Source organism: Bradyrhizobium sp. SZCCHNS30572 (assembly GCF_032484415.1).
In the GTDB taxonomy this organism is placed as follows: Bacteria; Pseudomonadota; Alphaproteobacteria; order Rhizobiales; family Xanthobacteraceae; genus Bradyrhizobium.
Genome location: NZ_JAUESY010000012.1, coordinates 245,366 through 261,432, shown reverse-complemented (window position 1 = coordinate 261,432; position 16,067 = coordinate 245,366). Strand labels below are relative to the sequence as shown.

Here is a 16,067-nt window from a genome sequence, read left to right as displayed (position 1 = left end):
TCAGGCCGCGCTCGAGCCGAATTCCGGCACCGCATCCTTCAGCACCGACTTGATCGTCACCGGATCATTGCGCGCGATCGCCTGATCGAGCGCCGCGATCCAGGCCTTCAGCGTCGGCATCGGCGGCTCGTTCGGGTTGGCGGCCATGATGCCGGCGACACCGATCTCGACCGGCGGCTCCTCGCTCGCAAACAGGATCTCGTTGAGGCGCTCGCCGGGCCGGATGCCCGTGAACACGATCTCGACGTCGTAGCCCGGCTGCAGGCCGGACAGGCGAATCATGCGTTCGGCCAGTTCGACGATACGGACCGGCTGGCCCATGTTCAGCACATAGACCGAGACGTCCGGGCGCTGCGGCGCCAGCGCATGCGAGGCCGCAGTGATCACGAGATCGCAGGCCTCGCGGATGGTCATGAAATAGCGCACCATGTCCGGGTGTGTCACCGTGACAGGACCGCCCGCCTCGATCTGGGCCTTGAACTTCGGCACCACCGAGCCGTTCGACGCCAAAACGTTGCCGAAGCGCACCGAGATCAGCCGCATCGGCGGCCGTCCCACCGGCCGGTCGGCGAGCTGGCGATCGAGCGCCTGGCAGTACATCTCGGCGAAGCGCTTGGTGAGGCCGAGCATCGACACCGGCTCGATCGCCTTGTCGGTCGAGATCATCACCATGGCCTCGGCCCCTGAGGCCACCGCGGCATCGGCCACGTTGATCGAGCCGAAGATGTTGGTCTTGACGCCCTCGCTCCAGTCGCGCTCGAGGATCGGCACATGCTTCAGGGCGGCGGCATGGAAGACCAGATCCGGCTTGAACTCGCCGATCAGCGCGAACACCCGGTCGCGATCGCGGATGTCGGCGATGCGCCCCTCGACGGCGACGGCAGCCTCGGGATCGGCCGCGAGCACCTCGGTGATCGCGTAGAGCGCCGGCTCGGAATTCTCCAGAATGAGCAGCCGCGCCGCGCCGAATGCCACGACGCGCTGGCAGATCTCGGCCCCGATCGAGCCGCCGCCGCCGGTGACGACCACCGCCTTGCCACGCACCAGCGCTTCGAGACGTCCGTAATCGATCTTCTCGCTCGGCCGCAGCAGGAGGTCCTCGACCGCGACCGGCGCGAGCCTCGGCGCATCGCCGCTCTCCAGCGACGGCAGGCGGCTCACGATCAGGCGCAACCGGCGCGCCCGCATCAGGAAGGTTTCCGGATGACAGTCCGGATCGAACGCCGTCGGCATCATCAGGGCGCGCGCGATCGGCCGGTCGCGGCGGGCGAAGTCGGCCGCGACATCCTCGACATCGTCGATGCCGCCCAGCACCGGCACGCCGCGGATCAACTGCCCCCGGTCGGCGGCCGATGGCGAGAGAATGCCGATCGGCCAGATCCGCTTGACCGCGCCGCTCTCGATGCCGCGCAGCACGACCTCGGCGTCGGCAGCACGGCCGATCAGGAGCGCGGGGGCAGCGTCCTCGGACCGAGCGTGCCGTCGCACCCGCGTGTAGCGGAAGTAGCGATAGGCGAAACGCAGCGCGCTCAACGCAAAGATCTCCAGGAACCAATAGAGAATGATCGTGAGCTTGCCGAAGAAGAAGGTGCCGCGGACGTTCGGCGCAACGATGATGTAGTCGAGAACCAGCAGCGCCAGCGTCAGCACGGTCGCGACGCGGACGATGTTCAGCGCGTCCGGCAGCGAGATGAACCGCCACTTCGTCGTCAGAAGGCTCGAGAAGTAGAAGACGACGAAGCTGAAGGCGATGAAGTACGGCAGGATCTGCAAGAGCAGCGGCACCCGCTCCCAGAAGGTGCTGGCGCCTTCGAAGCGGATATAGAACGCCGCGAACAGCGCGACGACGCTGACCAGGAGGTCATGCGCGGCAATCAGCATATTCCGGTAGGTCAGTTGAGACGGACGCGTCATGGTTCGAGCGTCCCCTGCCCAGCATCAGGCGGCGTCCGCGATCGCCACACCATTCCGCCGGCCACGCCGACGCCGATCACGTACATCCACCCCTCGTGGAAATCGAAGATGTGGGAATTGAACAACGAGGTGAAGATGTTCTGCACGACGACGAGCAGCCCGATCCAGGGCACCAGCCCGTCGCCGCGGAACAACAGAAGGTGCACGGCCCACATCGCGTAGAGAATCACGATCCCGAGCGCCCCCCATTGGACCGCCACGTAGAGCGTCTGATTGTGCGGATTGCTGACGACCTGGCTCGAGGAGAGGTCGCGCGACCCGCTCGCGGCCAGCTCGAACAGATGACGCGTCGAGCCCGAGCCGTGCCCGATCAGCGGCGCGTCGGCCAGGAACCGCAACGACTTGCGCCAGAACTCGAGCCGCTCGCCGATCGACGTCACCGCGCGATCGTTCCTGTAGTCCTGATATTGGCTCGTGAACGTCGCCACCTTGCCCTGCAATTGCGGGGACACGGTCCATGCCGCAAGGCCCAGCGCAAGGGCAACGGCCGCGATCAGCAGGTTGGCACGCCATTTCAAGTGGATCAGCCCGAACACCGCAAGCAGGATCGGGATCGTCACCAGCGCGGTACGCGAGACAACGATGAAGATCATGTTGGCGAGGAACGCGATCATGATCGCAGTGAGCAGGCCGGCCGGAAGGAAGCGGCGGGCGCGCAGCAACTGGGCGATCGGATAGGCCAGCGCCACGGCGCAGAGCGAGAACTCCTGGCCCTGGTCGATGTAGTTCTTCACGAAGATGCCGCGATCGGCATTGGCCTTGAGCGCGAGCGCAGGATTGAACGCGACCGCGGTCGACACCACGACCATCAGCACGCAGGAGGCGAGAAACGCGGTGAAGACCCACAGGCCGCGCTCCGACCGCTGGAAATGGTAGAGCAGCGCGGGCAGCACCAGAAGCTTGGCCGCAGGTCCCACCGCGTAGAACCGCGCGCCCCATGCGACGTCCGACCACAGCGTTCCCACCAGCGCCAGCAGGAACAGCGCGATCGGCGCCAGCGCGATCGGCCGCTTCAGGACCTGCAGCAGACGCTCGACATCGAGAAACGGCACCATCGTGATCAGCATGACGACGCCGAGGATCGACACCAGCGAGGTCGACCACGGCAGCGAGGCCGCCAGCAGAATCGCCACGACATCGACCGTCGTCCGCCACGCCGCCGGATCGCGCCAGCGGCGCGCCAGCAGCGCCGGGCCGGGATGACCTGCCAGCGCGCTCATCGCGCCTCGCTCCGGGCGCGATCGACCAGCGCGGTCGTGCTGTGCCCTTTCAGGATGTCGATCAGGATCACCTCGCCGCCGCCGGCCTCGACGACCTCATGCCCCACCACCTGCTCGCGCGTATAGTCGCCGCCCTTGACCAGGACGCTCGGCCGGACCAGCTCGATCAAGCGGAGCGGCGTGTCCTCGGCGAAGATGGCGACGAGGTCCACCGCCTCGAGCGCGGCCAGGACCTCGGCGCGCGCGCGCTCGTCCTGCACGGGCCGGCTTTCGCCCTTCAGCCGCTTGACGGAGGCATCGCTGTTCAGCCCGACCACGAGCCGGTCGCAGGCGGCGCGCGCCGCGGTCAGCACCTTGACGTGGCCGGGATGCAGAATGTCGAAGCAGCCATTGGTAAAGCCCACGCGCAGGCCCTCTCCCCGCCAGACCTCGACGCGGGCGGCGAGCTCGTCATCGCTCTCGATGATCTTCTCCTCAGCGGCACGATAGGCATGCGGCAGGATCTTTCGGCGCAGCTCGGCCGATGTCACGCTGGCGGTGCCGTGCTTGCTGACGGCCACCGCCGCCGCGGCGCTCGCCATCCGCAACGCATCCGCCCAGGCGGCGCCCGCCGCGAGCGTCGCGGCAAGCACGGCAACAACCGTGTCGCCGGCGCCGGAGACGTCGCGCACCTTCACGGGATAGGCCGGCACGTGAATCGGATCGCCCTCGCGCGGGACCAGCGTCATGCCGCGCTCGCTCTGCGTCACCAGGATCGCCTCGCAGTCCGCGAGATAGATCGCGTCCTGCGCGGCCGCGGCGATCTCCTGTTCGGTCTCGGCGCGGCTGCGGGTCGCTTCCGAAAACTCCTTGCGGTTCGGCGTCAGCACGCTCGCGCCGCGATAGATCGCGAGATTCGCGCTCTTGGGATCGACGATGACGCGCTTGCCGGCCTTGCGCGTCGCGTCGATCACGTTGCGCAACACGCGCGCCGTGAGCACGCCCTTGGCGTAGTCCGACAGCAGCACGATATCGGCCCGCGCGATCAGTGGCAGGATGGCCTCGATCAGCTTCTGCTCGATCTCGCCGGCCGCCGGTGCGGCGCGCTCCCAGTCGGCGCGGAGCATGTGGGTGGAGAAATGCTCGGAGACGAAGCGCACCTTGCGCGTCGTCGGCCGCGAAGGATCACGGACAAGCACGCTCTCGATGCCGCCCTCCTTGGCGAGCTCGGCCTCCAGCTGGTCGCCGGCCGCATCCTGCCCGACGAGACCGACGAAGATGCAGCGGGCGCCGAGCGCGGCGATGTTGCGCGCGACGTTGCCGGCACCGCCGATATTGGTCTCGCTTCGCTGGACCGCGATGACCGGCGCCGGCGCCTCGGGGGAAATCCGCGACACCTCGCCATAGACGAACTCGTCCAGCATCAGGTCGCCGATGCACAGCACCGTCTGGCGGGCGATCGCTTGCGAGAGATCGTCAAAGTCGAACATCAGCGGCAGTCTCGGTGCAATGGTCGGAACCAGATCGTCTAGCGGAAGCGGTCGGCGGAATCGAGATAGTTCCGGATATAGCCAGCGACCGCATCCTCGAGCGACGTGAAGCCGCCGTTGTAGCCGGCCGCCAACAGCCGGTCGACCTTGCTCTGGGTGAAATACTGGTAGCTGCCGCGAATCGCTTCGGGCATGTCGATGTACTCGATCCGCGGCGTCGCACCGAGCGTAGCATAGGCCGCCAGCATCATGTCCTTGAAGCTGCGCGCCTGGCCCGTGCCGACGTTGAACAGGCCCGAGACGGAGGGAGAGGCCAACAGCCACAGCATCACGCGGACGACGTCGTCGACATGGATGAAGTCGCGGCGCTGGTCGCCGTCGGCGATGCCTTCGCGGTGCGACTTGAACAGTTGCAGGGTGTGTCCGGCCTTGATGTCGTCGAAGCGACGGGTCAGCACGCTCATCATCGATCCCTTGTGGTACTCGTTGGGACCGAACACGTTGAAGAACTTCAACCCGGCATATTGCGGCGGCAGCCTCTCGCCGCGCTCGGCGCGCGCAGCCACCGCCATGTCGAACAGATGCTTGCTCCATCCATAGAGATTCATCGGCCGCAACGTCTTCAGCGCCGCCAGCGACGGCTCATCGACGAAGCCCTGCGCGCCGTCGCCATAGGTCGCCGCCGACGAGGCGTAGATGAACGGCGTGGTGTTGGCCGTACACCAGTCGAGCAGGCGCAAGGAACTGCGGAAGTTGCGCTCCATCACGAGATCGCCGTCGACCACCGTGGTCGCGGAGATCGCGCCCATGTGCAGGACGGCCTCGAGCCGGCGACCCTTCAACCAGGCGTCCAGATCGGAAGGCGGCACGACGTCGGCCAGCTGCCGCTTGGCCAGGTTGCGCCACTTGCCCTCGCTGCCGAGCGTGTCACAGACCACGACATCGGTCCGGCCGGCGTCGTTCAGCGCCGCGACCAGATTCGATCCGATAAACCCGGCGCCGCCGGTCACCAGCAACATTCCGCAACCCGTCCTGATCCCGAAAACCCCGGCCCTCGCGTAGCGCATGCGGCGGCAAAGTGTAAGCGCTTTGGTGACGGCCCGCTCGGCCCACTTTACCTGCGGCGGCCGAGCGGCTACCAGCGCGCCTGAGCTAGGCAGACAAAGAATGAATTCGAATTCGGCCAAGGTCGAGGTGGACGCGGCGGACACCAGCCCGATCCTGATCATCCCCTATATGTGGATCGGCGATTTCGTGCGCGGCCACACCGTGGTGCGGGTGCTCAAGGAGCGCTGGCCGAATCGGCCGGTCGACCTGCTGGTGACGTCGCTGTGCGCGCCGCTGGTCGATTACATGCCCGGGGTCCGCTCCGGCATCGTCTGGGACCTGCCGCGCAGCCGGCTGGCGCTCGGCCGGCAATGGCAGCTCGCCGCGATGTTGCGCGAACGTCGCTATCGGACCGCCCTGGTGATGCCGCGGACCTGGAAATCGGCGCTGGCACCGGCGCTGGCCGGCATCCCCGAGCGGGTGGGCTTCGTCGGCGAGGTCCGCTTCGGCCTGCTCAACCGCTGGCGCTGGGGCGAGAAGGCGCTGCCCCGCTTCATCGACAAGAATGCCGCGCTGGCGCTGCCCGACGGGGCGCCGCTGCCGCCGGAATGGCCGGTCCCGCAGCTGCGGGTGCCGCCTGAGGACGTCGCGCGCTGGCGCGAGGCCAATGGCCTGGGGACCCGCCCGGCCGTGGCGCTGGCACCGGGATCGGTGGGTGCCGCCAAGCGCTGGCCCTATTACGGCGACGCGGCCCGGCTGCTGCGCGAGGCCGGCCTCGACGTCTGGGTGGTCGGCGGCCCCGGCGAGAAGGCGCTCGCCGCCGAGATCGTCGCCGCCGGCGGCCCGGACGTCCGCGACCTCACCGGAACCGACCTGCGCAACGGTATCCTGGCCATGGCGACGGCCAGCGTCGCCATCTCCAATGATTCGGGGCTCATGCACATCGCCGCGGCGCTGGGGACGCCGACCATGGGCATCTTCGGTCCGACCAGCCCATACCATTGGGCGCCGCTGAACGGCCTCGCGGCGACGGTCCAGACCAGGACTCATATCCCCTGCCAGCCCTGCCACCGGCCGGTCTGCCGGATGAACGACCACCGCTGCATGCGCGACATTCCGGCGACCGATGTCGCCGCCATCGCCCAGCAGGTCCTTGCCGACGCGGCAATACCGGTCGTGCACCAGCTTGCGAAGCGACACCGCGCCCCATACACCGACCCTGACGTAACCTGAGCCGCCCGCGTGACCCGCGCCCTCAACCCGATCGCCAACCATCTCGCCCGCTCCCGCGCCGCCATGGAACGCGCGGCCGACGATGCCGCGATGCTCGCCAGCGCCGGGCGGATCGCAACGAAAATCATCTCTGCGCTGCGTCGCGGCCACAAGCTGCTGATCGTCGGCAATGGCGGCAGCGCGGCGGACGCGCAGCACATCGCCGCCGAGATCGTCGGCCGCTACAGGCAGGAGCGGCCCGCCTATGCCGCGATCGCGCTGACGACCGATACCTCGGCGCTGACGGCGATCGGCAACGACTACGGCTTCGATCACGTCTTCGCCCGCCAGGTCGAAGGGCTCGGTACACCGGGCGACGTGCTGCTGGCGATCTCGACCTCCGGTCGATCGCCGAGCATCCTCAACGCGCTGCGCAAGGCGCGCGAGCGCGGACTGGTCACGGTCGGCTTCACCGGCGCCAAGGGCCTCCCGATGGGCGAATTGTGTGACGAGCTGCTGGTGGCGCCGAGCGACGACACGCCGCTGATCCAGCAGATCCATCTCGCGACGGCGCATGGCATCTGCGAGATGATCGAGGCGGCGCTGATGCAGGACGAGGGCTAGATGACGACCGCTCAGCTCAAGCCGGCGGCGTTTCTCGACCGCGACGGCGTCATCAATCACGACGACAACTACATCGGCTCGCCGGATCGCATCCGCTGGATGCCGAACGTGGCGCAGGCGATCCGGCGGCTCAACGACTCCGGCTATCACGTGTTCCTGTTCACCAACCAGTCCGGCGTGGCGCGCGGGCTGTTCTCGGAGGATGACGTCACGGACCTGCACGACTGGATGCGGGCCGAGCTCGCGGCGCAGGGGGCTGTGATCGACGACGTCCGCTATTGCCCCTACCACACCGAAGGCTCGGTCGAGCGCTATCTGCGCGAGCATCCCTGGCGCAAGCCGGCGCCCGGCATGATCCTCGACCTGATGCAGCACTGGCCCATCAGGCGCGAGGGCAGCTTCGTGATCGGCGACCGCGCCTCGGACATCGCGGCGGCCGAAGCCGCCGGCCTGCCCGGCTTCCTGTTCGCCGGCGGCGATCTCGATGCGTTCGTCGCCGACATCATCGCTCAGACCAGTTCGCGATAGACGGCTGCGATCTTGTCGGCCTCGGCCTCGAGGCTGAACCTCTCCACCACCCGCTGCCGCGCCCGCGCGCCCATCGCCAGTGCGGCATCCGGATCCCGCATCAACGGCTCGAGCGCTGCGACCAGCGCATCGACGTCGCCGGGCGGGACCAGCACGCCTGTGACGCCATCCTCGACCACGATCTCCGCCGCGCCGGCGCGCGCCGCGACCAGCGCCGCTCCTGCCGCCATTGCCTCGATCAGCGTGAGACCAAAGCCTTCGTTGCGCGAGGTGAAGGCGTAGATCGTGAGACGCTGGTACCAGCGCTGCACGTCGGCGATGTCGAGCTCGCCGGTGATGACGATGCGCTGCTCCAGGCCCGCGGCGGCGATCTGCTTCTTCAGCTCGCTCGCGAACGGCATCTGCTCGGGCGTCACGGCGCCGACCAGCACCGCGGAAAAATCCGGAAAACGCGGCAGCAGCCGGCACATCGCCGCGACGAACACGTCGCTGCCCTTCTGCGCGCGGACGCGGCCGAAGCAGCCGATGGCATATTTGCCCGGCAGTCCGCTCTCGGCGAAGGCCGCGGCGCGATCCGCCGGCGGGGAATACACGTCGGTGTCGACGCCATGCGTCACCACCGTCGCTTCGCGTTTCAGATAGGACGCCGAGATGTCGCTGGTCGCGATGATCGCGTCCATGCGGCGGATCAGCCAGCGCGTGATCCAGCTGTGATGGCGCTGCGCGGCCGAGGTGAACACCAGCTTCAACGGCCAGCCGAGCGCCCGCATGATCACGCCGACGATCATCTCGTCGTTGCGGCGGGCATGCCAGATCAGCGGCCGCCGCCGGCCCCACAATTTGAACAGATCGCTCGCGCGCATCCGCGCGATCCCTTCGGGCGCGTAGGAGCCGAGCCACGCCGCGCGCACCAGCCTCGCCAGCTTCGGCGCCACCATCCGGTTGGTCGCGGTCACGCCGGAATAGCGCCGGTGCAGGTTGGGCACGATCACGTCGAGATCTGCGGCGGAAAACGGCTCGGCTTGCACACTCAACTCCAATTGCAGCGGTTCCCTATACGCAACATTAAGCATCGCCGCCAGTTCGCTATGCACGCAACAGGTCGTTCATTTCGCGGGCGTTAGTCTGCCGGAAACAAACAGGGATCGCGTCAAACAATGACCGTGCTCGTGACCGGCGGCGCCGGCTATATCGGCAGCCACATGGTGCTCGCGCTGGCGGAAGCCGGCGAAAGCGTCGTGGTGATCGACAACCTTTCGAGCGGCTTTTCCGCCTTCGTGCCCGACGGCGTGCCGCTGTTCATCGGCGATGCCGGCGATGAAAATCTCGTCGACGGCGTCATCGGCCAGCACGGCGTCGACAGCATCATCCATCTGGCGGGCTCGGTCGTGGTGCCGGAATCGGTGCGCGATCCGCTGCTCTACTATCGCAACAACACCATGACCACGCGCAGCCTGTTGAATGCGGCGGTCAAGCGCGGCGTCAGCCGCTTCGTGTTCTCCTCGACCGCGGCCGTCTACGGCAATCCGAACGAGGTGCCGGTGCCCGAGAGCGCGCCGACCCGTCCGACCTCGCCCTACGGCACCTCGAAGCTGATGGCCGAGATCATACTGCACGACGTGGCCTCGGCACATGACCTCAACTACGTGGTGCTGCGCTACTTCAACGTCGCCGGCGCCGATCCGTTCGGACGAGCCGGGCTTGCCACCGTCGGCGCGACGCACCTGATGAAGATCGCGATGGAGGTCGCCACCGGCCAGCGCGCCAAGATCGACGTCTACGGCACCGATTATCCGACCCCCGACGGCACCTGCATCCGCGATTTCATCCATGTCTGCGATCTCGCCCAGGTGCACCGCTCCGCGCTGGCCTATCTGCGCGCCGGCGGCAGCTCGGTCACGCTGAATTGTGGGTACGGCCGCGGCTATTCCGTGCTCGAGACCATCGAGGCCGTCCGGCGCGTCTCCGGCCGCGCCATTCCCGTCCAATACGCGCCGCGGCGCCCCGGCGACATCATGAGCATGGTCGCCGACACCAGCCGTCTGAAGGCGCTGCTCGACTGGACGCCGATCTATGACGATCTGGAAACGATCGCCGCCCATGCGCTGGCCTGGGAGGAGAAACTGTTCCTGGAACGCCACAGCGGCACGCTGCAGCGGGCCTCGGCCTAGAATCAACGACTTAGCCGGACGCCGGGGGGCTTGAAAAAGCCGCCCCGAGCGGGCAAGCACTGCTGTCCGCCCGGCGATTTGTCCCGGCGGCCAGGGACCAGAATGGCCGAATTTCCGAAGAAGATCACCGACGATCCCTATGGCGCCGCGATCCTGATCCGCCGCCTCGTGATGGAACAGGGCATCCTCTACTGGCGCCGCTATCTCACCGCCTTCGCGCTGATGGCGGTCTCGGCCGGCGCCAGCGCCGGCGCCGCCTACATCCTCGGCCAGGTCATCAACAAGGCCTATGTCGACAAGAGCATCCCCGGCATCGCGGTGCTCTCCGGCGTCACCGTGCTGCTGCTGTTCGTCAAGGGCGTCTCGACCTACGGCTACGCGGTGATCCTGTCGAAGATCTCGAACGCGATCCTCGCCAACAACCAGCGCGCGCTGTTCGCGAAGCTGATGAGCGAGAGCATCGGCTTCTTCTCCGAGCGGCACTCGTCGGAGTTCCTGGCACGCCTCACCGCCGGCGCCAAGTCCATCACCGACGTCCTGACCATGCTGATCAACGCGATCGGCCGCGACCTGCTGCTCTTGATCAGCATGATCGCCGTGATGGTCGCGCAGGACCCCTGGATGTCGCTGCTCGGCCTCGTCGTCGTGCCGCCGGCCATGCTGGTGCTGCGCAAGCTGGTCAAGCGCATCAAGGGCCTCGCCCACAGCCAGTTCACCGGCAATGCCGACATCCTGGAGACCATGCAGGAATCGCTGCAGGGCATCCGCACCGTCAAGGCGTTCACGCTCGAGGACGCGATGCGCGCGCGCATCGACGAGAACATCGCGGTGGTCGAGCGCAACGCCAACAAGATGGCCCGCGTCTCCAACCGCTCCAACCCGCTGATGGAGATGCTCGGCGGCTTCGCGGTCGCCGGCTGCCTGATGTATGGCGGCTATGCCGTGGTCGCGCTCAACGCCACGCCCGGCCAGTTCTTCTCCTTCATGACCGCCTTCCTGATGGCGACCGAGCCGGCCAAGCGGCTGGCGCGGCTCAACATCGATCTCAACAGCCAGCTCGTCGGCGCCCGCATGCTGCTCGAAGTGGTCGACAGCCCCGCCAGCGAGCAGCCCGACGACGACAAGCCGGCGCTGAAGCTGACGCAGGCCAGGATCGAGCTGCGCGACGTCTCCTTCGCCTATCGCGACAACGAGCCGGTGCTCAACCGCATGAGCTTCACAGCCGAGCCCGGCAAGGTCACCGCGCTGGTCGGCCCGTCCGGGGGCGGCAAGTCGACGGTGCTGGCGCTGCTGCTGCGCTTCTACGAGGCGACCGCGGGCGACATCCTGATCGACGGTCAGTCGATCTCGAACGTGTCGCGCCGCTCCCTGCGCGAGCAGGCCGCCTATGTCGGCCAGGACGTCTATCTGTTCCGCGACTCGATCCGCGCCAACATCGCCTTCGGCAAGCCCGGCGCGACCGAGGCCGAGATCATCGAGGCGGCGAAGGCCGCTTGCGCGCACGACTTCATCATGAGCTTCCCGCTCGGCTACGACACGCCGGTCGGCGAGCACGGCACCCAGCTCTCCGGCGGCCAGCGCCAGCGCATCGCGGTCGCCCGCGCGCTGATCCGCAACGCGCCGATCATCCTGCTCGACGAGGCCACCGCGGCGCTGGATTCCGAATCCGAGCGCCAGGTGCAGGAGGCGATCGAGCATCTCTGCCAGAACCGCACCACCATCGTCATCGCGCATCGCCTGCACACCATCATGAACGCCGACGCCATCCTGGTGGTCGAGGCCGGCGACATCGTCGAGCGCGGCCGGCATGACGATCTGTTGCGCCGTGGCGGCCGCTATGCTTCGTTCTTCCGCCTGCAACAGCGCGACATGGGGCCGAACGTCATCCCCATGACCGCGACGTCCTGACCCGCTTATTTCACCGCACCCGAGATCCATTTCATGAGCGCCTCCACCGTCATCCCGGCCTTCCCGCAGCCTTCGCTTCCCGTCGTCGGCGAAGCCGGCGTCTTTCCGGTCCGCCGCATCTGGTGCGTCGGCCGCAACTATCTCGAGCACATCCGCGAGATGGGCAATGACGAGCGCGACCCGCCGTTCTTCTTTGCGAAGCATGCCGACATGCTGGCGCCGGACGGCGCCGTGATCCCCTACCCGCCGCTGACCACGGACATGCATCACGAGGTCGAGCTGGTGGTCGCGCTGAAGAGCGGCGGCCTCAACATTCCGACCGACAAGGCGCTCGACCACGTCTACGGCTACGCCGTCGGCATCGACCTCACCCGCCGCGACCTGCAGCTCGCCTCCCGCAAGATGCAGCGCCCCTGGGAGGTCGGCAAGTCGTTCGACCATTCCGCGCCCTGCTCGTCGGTGGTGCCCGCGGCCAAGATCGGCCACCCGTCGAAGGGCAAGATCTGGCTGTCGGTCAACGGCACCGAGCGCCAGAGCGGCGACCTCTCCGAGCTGATCTGGAACGTGCCGGAGATCATCTGGAAGCTCTCCCAGCAGGTCGAGCTCGCCGCCGGCGACATCATCATGACCGGCACGCCCGCCGGCGTCGCGGCGGTCGTCCCCGGCGACAAGATCGAATGCGGCGTGGACGGCGTGGGCACGCTGAAGGTCTCGATCGGGCCTGCGGCGGCGTAAGCGGCGCCCACGGTCCCTCGCAACACTTCCAAAAAGGCCGCGCTCTGCGCGGCTTTTTTCGGTCTGGCGCCCGATCGCAGCCAAGCACCGGGGTCACCCTCCCCTGGAGGGGGAGGGTCGCCTCACGAGGAGCGCAGCGACACGTGAGGCGGGGTGGGGTGATCTCTCCGCTCGCACCGGCGTCCGCTGAGAGATCACCCCACCCCGCTCGCCCGCTTCGCGCGCGAGCGACCCTCCCCCTCCAGGGGAGGGTCAGACCTGCTTTGCGACATCATCTGATCCACAATCTCAAACAGCGTTCAGGCTGAGACGAGCATCCACGCTCTCGCGACGCAGTCCGCGCCCTGAACGGCTTTCCTTCATTGAAGCCCAATCGCAGCCGAGGACTGGTTCACCCTCCCCTGGAGGGGGAGGGTCGCCTCACGAGGAGCGAAGCGACACGTGAGGCGGGGTGGGGTGATCTCTCCTCTGGCACCGGTGCGCGTGGAGAGATCACCCCACCCCGCTCGCCCGCTTCGCGCGCGAGCGACCCTCCCCCTCCAGGGGAGGGTGGGCACCGGCCGAGCGGCAACGCTGATCCACAATCTCAAACAGCATCAAGGAAGAGACGAGCACCCACCTTCTCGCGACGCATTCCGCGCCCGAGTGATGCTCCAATTCCCGCCCTCTCCAGATGGAGGGCGCAGGGAAGGCCGGGCGCTGGCCGCGCCCGTGGCCCGCCTCCAGAAAAAAAGCAGGCGGCAGTCACCACAGGTCTGGCCGAACACACCCGGCCTTCCCCGCGCGATGGTTTTAACGGGCTATAGCGCGCTCTTCCTGGTGCACCGGGCTTTCTGGCCACCATCCGCTGCGCAAAGCGAAGCTTTGTCGCAACGTTGATACTAGCGTCGGAGTATCAGAACCACACGCCTTCACCGTCCGCGAGGCAAACGTTCGTCCGTGCTCATCACACGCCGCCGCCCCGCGTCCACCGCTCCCCGCTGCCAACGTCCGTGACGACCGCGAACCGTCCCCTACCGTGCAACGGGATGGGGCGGACCATAATGCTGATTTGGCGAAATTGTCAAGCAGCTCGTATCTTTTTAGAAGAGGTCGGCAGTCCCCTGATGGTGATCCGCACAGCGGACAGTTCTTAGCTCCGTTAGATTCCGCTTAACGAACCATCGCTGCGCCGATAGCGGCCGGGCTTGACGTAGGCAATAACACAATCATCGAGATCTCAACGTCTTGGCCATCCATTTGCCGTTCGCGTCGATTGCGGCAAGGTACCTGAGCCCAGGTGGAGTAGATGCAGAGAAAATTGATAGTGGCGTTGGCAGCAGCACTCGTTGGCGTCTCGGGTGGCACGCCCTCAACCAACGCGCAAGATGCCGGGCGCGCTAACTGTGAAAGCCAACTTTCCACGTTCGTCTTGAAGATCGACAATCTACTGGCGCAGCACCCTCGAGACTTGAATGAAGTTCTTTCGGTCGTGCACCGTCACCTTCCCGCGGAAGGTTGTACGGCCGACGTGGCGTCGAAGGCGATGAAGACTTCGGCGTTCTTCAAGGGAGAGGAACGAAATGACCACAGCATCCAGTTCTCGCTCTTCAATGGGACCTCGGCGGCGCGTGGCGCTGCGGTCCTGCTCGTACTGAACGATTCCGGCCAATGGAGCCCGCCATTTGCGATTTGGCACCCGCCATACCCCTGACCACGGCAGAGTGACCGCGAACGTCCGTTCCGAACCCATCTTTGGAACGCGTAGGGCGGATTAGCCGAAGGCGTAATCCGCCGTCCCTCCGCGGAGAAGAAGCGGCGGATTACGCTCCGCTAATCCGCCCTACTCCCCAATCTCACCGAAACGCCGACACCACGATGGCGCCGACGATCGCCACCGTCAACGTGTACTTCGCCGCATAATACACCGTCCTGTTCCACGCCTTCACCTTCCGCGTGGCCAGATGAAGCTCATACAGCTTGCCGAACACCTTGTTCAGCACGCCGACGTGCTCGCCGTCGACGTTCTGCGTCGCCGAGGCCTTGACGATGTGGTGGCTGACCCAGCGGTTGATGGCGGCGATGAAGCCGAGCTTCATCGGGCGCTCGACGTCGCAGAACAGGATGATGCGGTTGACGTCGGTGGCGTTCTCGGCGCTGTGGATGAAGGTCTCGTCGAACATGAAGGCTTCGCCGTCCCGCCAGACGCAGGGCACGCCGTCGACCAGGATGCGGCACTTGTCGGAGTTCGGCGTGACGAGCCCCAAGTGATAGCGCAGCGAGCCGGCGAAGGGATCGCGGTGGGCGCCGAGCTTGCCGCCGGGCGGCAGCATCGCGAACATCGCGCCATGCACGTTCGGGATGGAGTTCAAAAGCTCGACCGTCTTCGGACACAGCGTACGCGCCGACGGTAGGAAGTCGTCGTACCATTTCAGATAGAAGCGCTTCCAGCCGCTCTTGAAGAACGAGTAGAAGCCCCAGTCGTTGTTGGCGGCGGCGGCGCGGATGAAGCCCTCGTCGAACAGGCGTACCGCTTCCTCGCGGATGGTCTGCCAGTTGTCGGTGAGCCTCGAGAGCTCCGGAAACTGCTCCACCGGGATCACCGGCGTGTTGGGCACAGCCGAGCCGGCATACATCAGCACATTGTAGGGGGCGAGATAGGTGGAGTGGTCGCCGAGCTGGCGGGCGAAGCGCAGCCGCTGCTTGCCGCGGAAGTGGACGTAGATGGTGGCCCCGATCAGGATGTAGAGGCCGATGAGCTGTGGCGCGAAGAGCTGTCTGAGCATGTCCGGGACCCATGATCCGGCCGCTCAGAGCTTGTTGCGCAGATGTGTCGCCTTCTGGGCGAGATCGAAGGGGTGCTCTGATGCCGGCCAAGGGCCTCAATTTAGCCGCAAGCGCGACCGGCCGCATCCCTTCGCACGAGGGTTGTGAACGGGAATCGGGGTTGAAAGTTCTGCGGCGTGACCCGGCTGCAACAGCCGCCGGCCCCGGCTCGCGATCGCGCTAAGCCCGCGTCAGCTCCTGCAGGCCCTTGAAGGTCAGCCGCTTGGGGTCCCGGACGCCGGCCAGATACATGCGGCGGATGAAGGCGGCCACCGCGTCGCGGTCGCAGCCGGTGAGGACGACGATGGCATCCACCGCGGTCTTCTGGGCCTCCATGGGACTGGTCCTCCTGGCAATGCACCCGGCACGCGCAA

14 protein-coding genes are annotated in these 16,067 nt (G+C 66.8%); 7 read left to right on the top strand and 7 right to left on the bottom strand.

Annotated elements, in window-relative coordinates; genetic code table 11:
* From QX048_RS31980 to rfaD, 4 genes are read right to left on the bottom strand one after another with little or no spacing between them, the layout of a single operon-like run.
* On the bottom strand, nucleotides 1–1,914 hold the full coding sequence (locus tag QX048_RS31980) for a nucleoside-diphosphate sugar epimerase/dehydratase (RefSeq protein ID WP_315825085.1): 1,914 nt from the start codon (nucleotides 1,912–1,914) through the stop codon (nucleotides 1–3).
* Nucleotides 1,911–3,194 carry an O-antigen ligase family protein gene (locus QX048_RS31975; RefSeq protein ID WP_315753270.1) on the bottom strand — a complete coding sequence of 428 codons (1,284 nt, stop codon included), beginning with the start codon at nucleotides 3,192–3,194 and terminating at the stop codon, nucleotides 1,911–1,913. The genes QX048_RS31980 and QX048_RS31975 overlap by 4 nt, the downstream gene beginning before the upstream one ends.
* Nucleotides 3,191–4,663, bottom strand: coding sequence for a D-glycero-beta-D-manno-heptose-7-phosphate kinase (gene rfaE1 / locus QX048_RS31970; protein WP_315825086.1), 1,473 nt, complete (start codon nucleotides 4,661–4,663; stop codon nucleotides 3,191–3,193). Before rfaE1 ends, QX048_RS31975 begins: the two co-directional genes overlap by 4 nt.
* Nucleotides 4,664–4,701: 38 nt before the next feature.
* Nucleotides 4,702–5,682 carry an ADP-glyceromanno-heptose 6-epimerase gene (rfaD, locus tag QX048_RS31965; RefSeq protein ID WP_315753274.1) on the bottom strand — a complete coding sequence of 327 codons (981 nt, stop codon included), beginning with the start codon at nucleotides 5,680–5,682 and terminating at the stop codon, nucleotides 4,702–4,704.
* A gap of 148 nt (nucleotides 5,683–5,830) precedes the next feature.
* On the opposite strand from rfaD, the gene waaF reads away from it, so the two are divergent.
* The 3 genes from waaF (at nucleotide 5,831) to QX048_RS31950 (ending at nucleotide 8,074) form a co-directional block, all read left to right on the top strand.
* A complete protein-coding gene (gene waaF / locus QX048_RS31960) occupies nucleotides 5,831–6,943 on the top strand; it encodes a lipopolysaccharide heptosyltransferase II (RefSeq protein ID WP_315825087.1) in 1,113 nt (370 codons plus the stop codon).
* A gap of 63 nt (nucleotides 6,944–7,006) precedes the next feature.
* On the top strand, nucleotides 7,007–7,546 hold the full coding sequence (locus QX048_RS31955) for a D-sedoheptulose 7-phosphate isomerase (RefSeq protein ID WP_409998677.1): 540 nt from the start codon (nucleotides 7,007–7,009) through the stop codon (nucleotides 7,544–7,546).
* Nucleotides 7,547–8,074, top strand: coding sequence for an HAD family hydrolase (locus QX048_RS31950; RefSeq protein ID WP_315825089.1), 528 nt, complete (start codon nucleotides 7,547–7,549; stop codon nucleotides 8,072–8,074).
* Here QX048_RS31950 and QX048_RS31945 read toward each other — a convergent pair.
* Nucleotides 8,056–9,102: a glycosyltransferase family 4 protein gene (locus QX048_RS31945; protein ID WP_315825090.1), complete on the bottom strand. Its 1,047-nt coding sequence runs from the start codon at nucleotides 9,100–9,102 to the stop codon at nucleotides 8,056–8,058. The genes QX048_RS31950 and QX048_RS31945 overlap by 19 nt on opposite strands.
* Before the next feature lie 129 nt (nucleotides 9,103–9,231).
* Between QX048_RS31945 and galE the strand changes: the two genes are divergently transcribed.
* The 4 genes from galE to QX048_RS31925 all read left to right on the top strand — a co-directional run bounded on the left by galE (nucleotide 9,232) and on the right by QX048_RS31925 (nucleotide 14,581).
* Nucleotides 9,232–10,245 (top strand): UDP-glucose 4-epimerase GalE, encoded by a 1,014-nt coding sequence (gene galE / locus QX048_RS31940; protein ID WP_315753283.1) that lies wholly within the window; start codon nucleotides 9,232–9,234, stop codon nucleotides 10,243–10,245.
* 102 nt (nucleotides 10,246–10,347) lie between these two features.
* On the top strand, nucleotides 10,348–12,153 hold the full coding sequence (locus QX048_RS31935; RefSeq protein ID WP_315825091.1) for an ABC transporter ATP-binding protein: 1,806 nt from the start codon (nucleotides 10,348–10,350) through the stop codon (nucleotides 12,151–12,153).
* Nucleotides 12,154–12,186: 33 nt separating this feature from the next.
* Complete coding sequence (locus QX048_RS31930; RefSeq protein ID WP_315825092.1) at nucleotides 12,187–12,888, top strand: fumarylacetoacetate hydrolase family protein; 702 nt, start codon at nucleotides 12,187–12,189, stop codon at nucleotides 12,886–12,888.
* A gap of 1,288 nt (nucleotides 12,889–14,176) precedes the next feature.
* Nucleotides 14,177–14,581 (top strand): hypothetical protein, encoded by a 405-nt coding sequence (locus QX048_RS31925; protein WP_315771443.1) that lies wholly within the window; start codon nucleotides 14,177–14,179, stop codon nucleotides 14,579–14,581.
* Nucleotides 14,582–14,723: 142 nt separating this feature from the next.
* On the opposite strand, the gene QX048_RS31920 is transcribed toward QX048_RS31925, so the two are convergent.
* On the bottom strand, nucleotides 14,724–15,653 hold the full coding sequence (locus QX048_RS31920) for an aspartyl/asparaginyl beta-hydroxylase domain-containing protein (RefSeq protein ID WP_315825093.1): 930 nt from the start codon (nucleotides 15,651–15,653) through the stop codon (nucleotides 14,724–14,726).
* 220 nt (nucleotides 15,654–15,873) lie between these two features.
* Complete coding sequence (locus tag QX048_RS31915) at nucleotides 15,874–16,029, bottom strand: hypothetical protein (RefSeq protein WP_315712861.1); 156 nt, start codon at nucleotides 16,027–16,029, stop codon at nucleotides 15,874–15,876.
* Nucleotides 16,030–16,067 lie beyond the last annotated feature (38 nt).

Excerpts from the sequence above, each read along its gene's own strand:
- waaF (WP_315825087.1), top strand. The coding sequence starts at position 5,831 with ATGAATTCGAATTCGGCCAAGGTCGAGGTGGACGCGGCGGACACCAGC.
- QX048_RS31955 (WP_409998677.1), top strand. The coding sequence starts at position 7,007 with ATGGAACGCGCGGCCGACGATGCCGCGATGCTCGCCAGCGCCGGGCGG.
- QX048_RS31925 (WP_315771443.1), top strand. The coding sequence starts at position 14,177 with ATGCAGAGAAAATTGATAGTGGCGTTGGCAGCAGCACTCGTTGGCGTC.
- QX048_RS31975 (WP_315753270.1), bottom strand. The coding sequence starts at position 3,194 with ATGAGCGCGCTGGCAGGTCATCCCGGCCCGGCGCTGCTGGCGCGCCGC.
- rfaE1 (WP_315825086.1), bottom strand. The coding sequence starts at position 4,663 with ATGTTCGACTTTGACGATCTCTCGCAAGCGATCGCCCGCCAGACGGTG.
- QX048_RS31950 (WP_315825089.1), top strand. The coding sequence starts at position 7,547 with ATGACGACCGCTCAGCTCAAGCCGGCGGCGTTTCTCGACCGCGACGGC.
- QX048_RS31935 (WP_315825091.1), top strand. The coding sequence starts at position 10,348 with ATGGCCGAATTTCCGAAGAAGATCACCGACGATCCCTATGGCGCCGCG.
- QX048_RS31920 (WP_315825093.1), bottom strand. The coding sequence starts at position 15,653 with ATGCTCAGACAGCTCTTCGCGCCACAGCTCATCGGCCTCTACATCCTG.
- QX048_RS31930 (WP_315825092.1), top strand. The coding sequence starts at position 12,187 with ATGAGCGCCTCCACCGTCATCCCGGCCTTCCCGCAGCCTTCGCTTCCC.
- QX048_RS31980 (WP_315825085.1), bottom strand. The coding sequence starts at position 1,914 with ATGACGCGTCCGTCTCAACTGACCTACCGGAATATGCTGATTGCCGCG.
- QX048_RS31915 (WP_315712861.1), bottom strand. The coding sequence starts at position 16,029 with ATGGAGGCCCAGAAGACCGCGGTGGATGCCATCGTCGTCCTCACCGGC.
- rfaD (WP_315753274.1), bottom strand. The coding sequence starts at position 5,682 with ATGTTGCTGGTGACCGGCGGCGCCGGGTTTATCGGATCGAATCTGGTC.
- galE (WP_315753283.1), top strand. The coding sequence starts at position 9,232 with ATGACCGTGCTCGTGACCGGCGGCGCCGGCTATATCGGCAGCCACATG.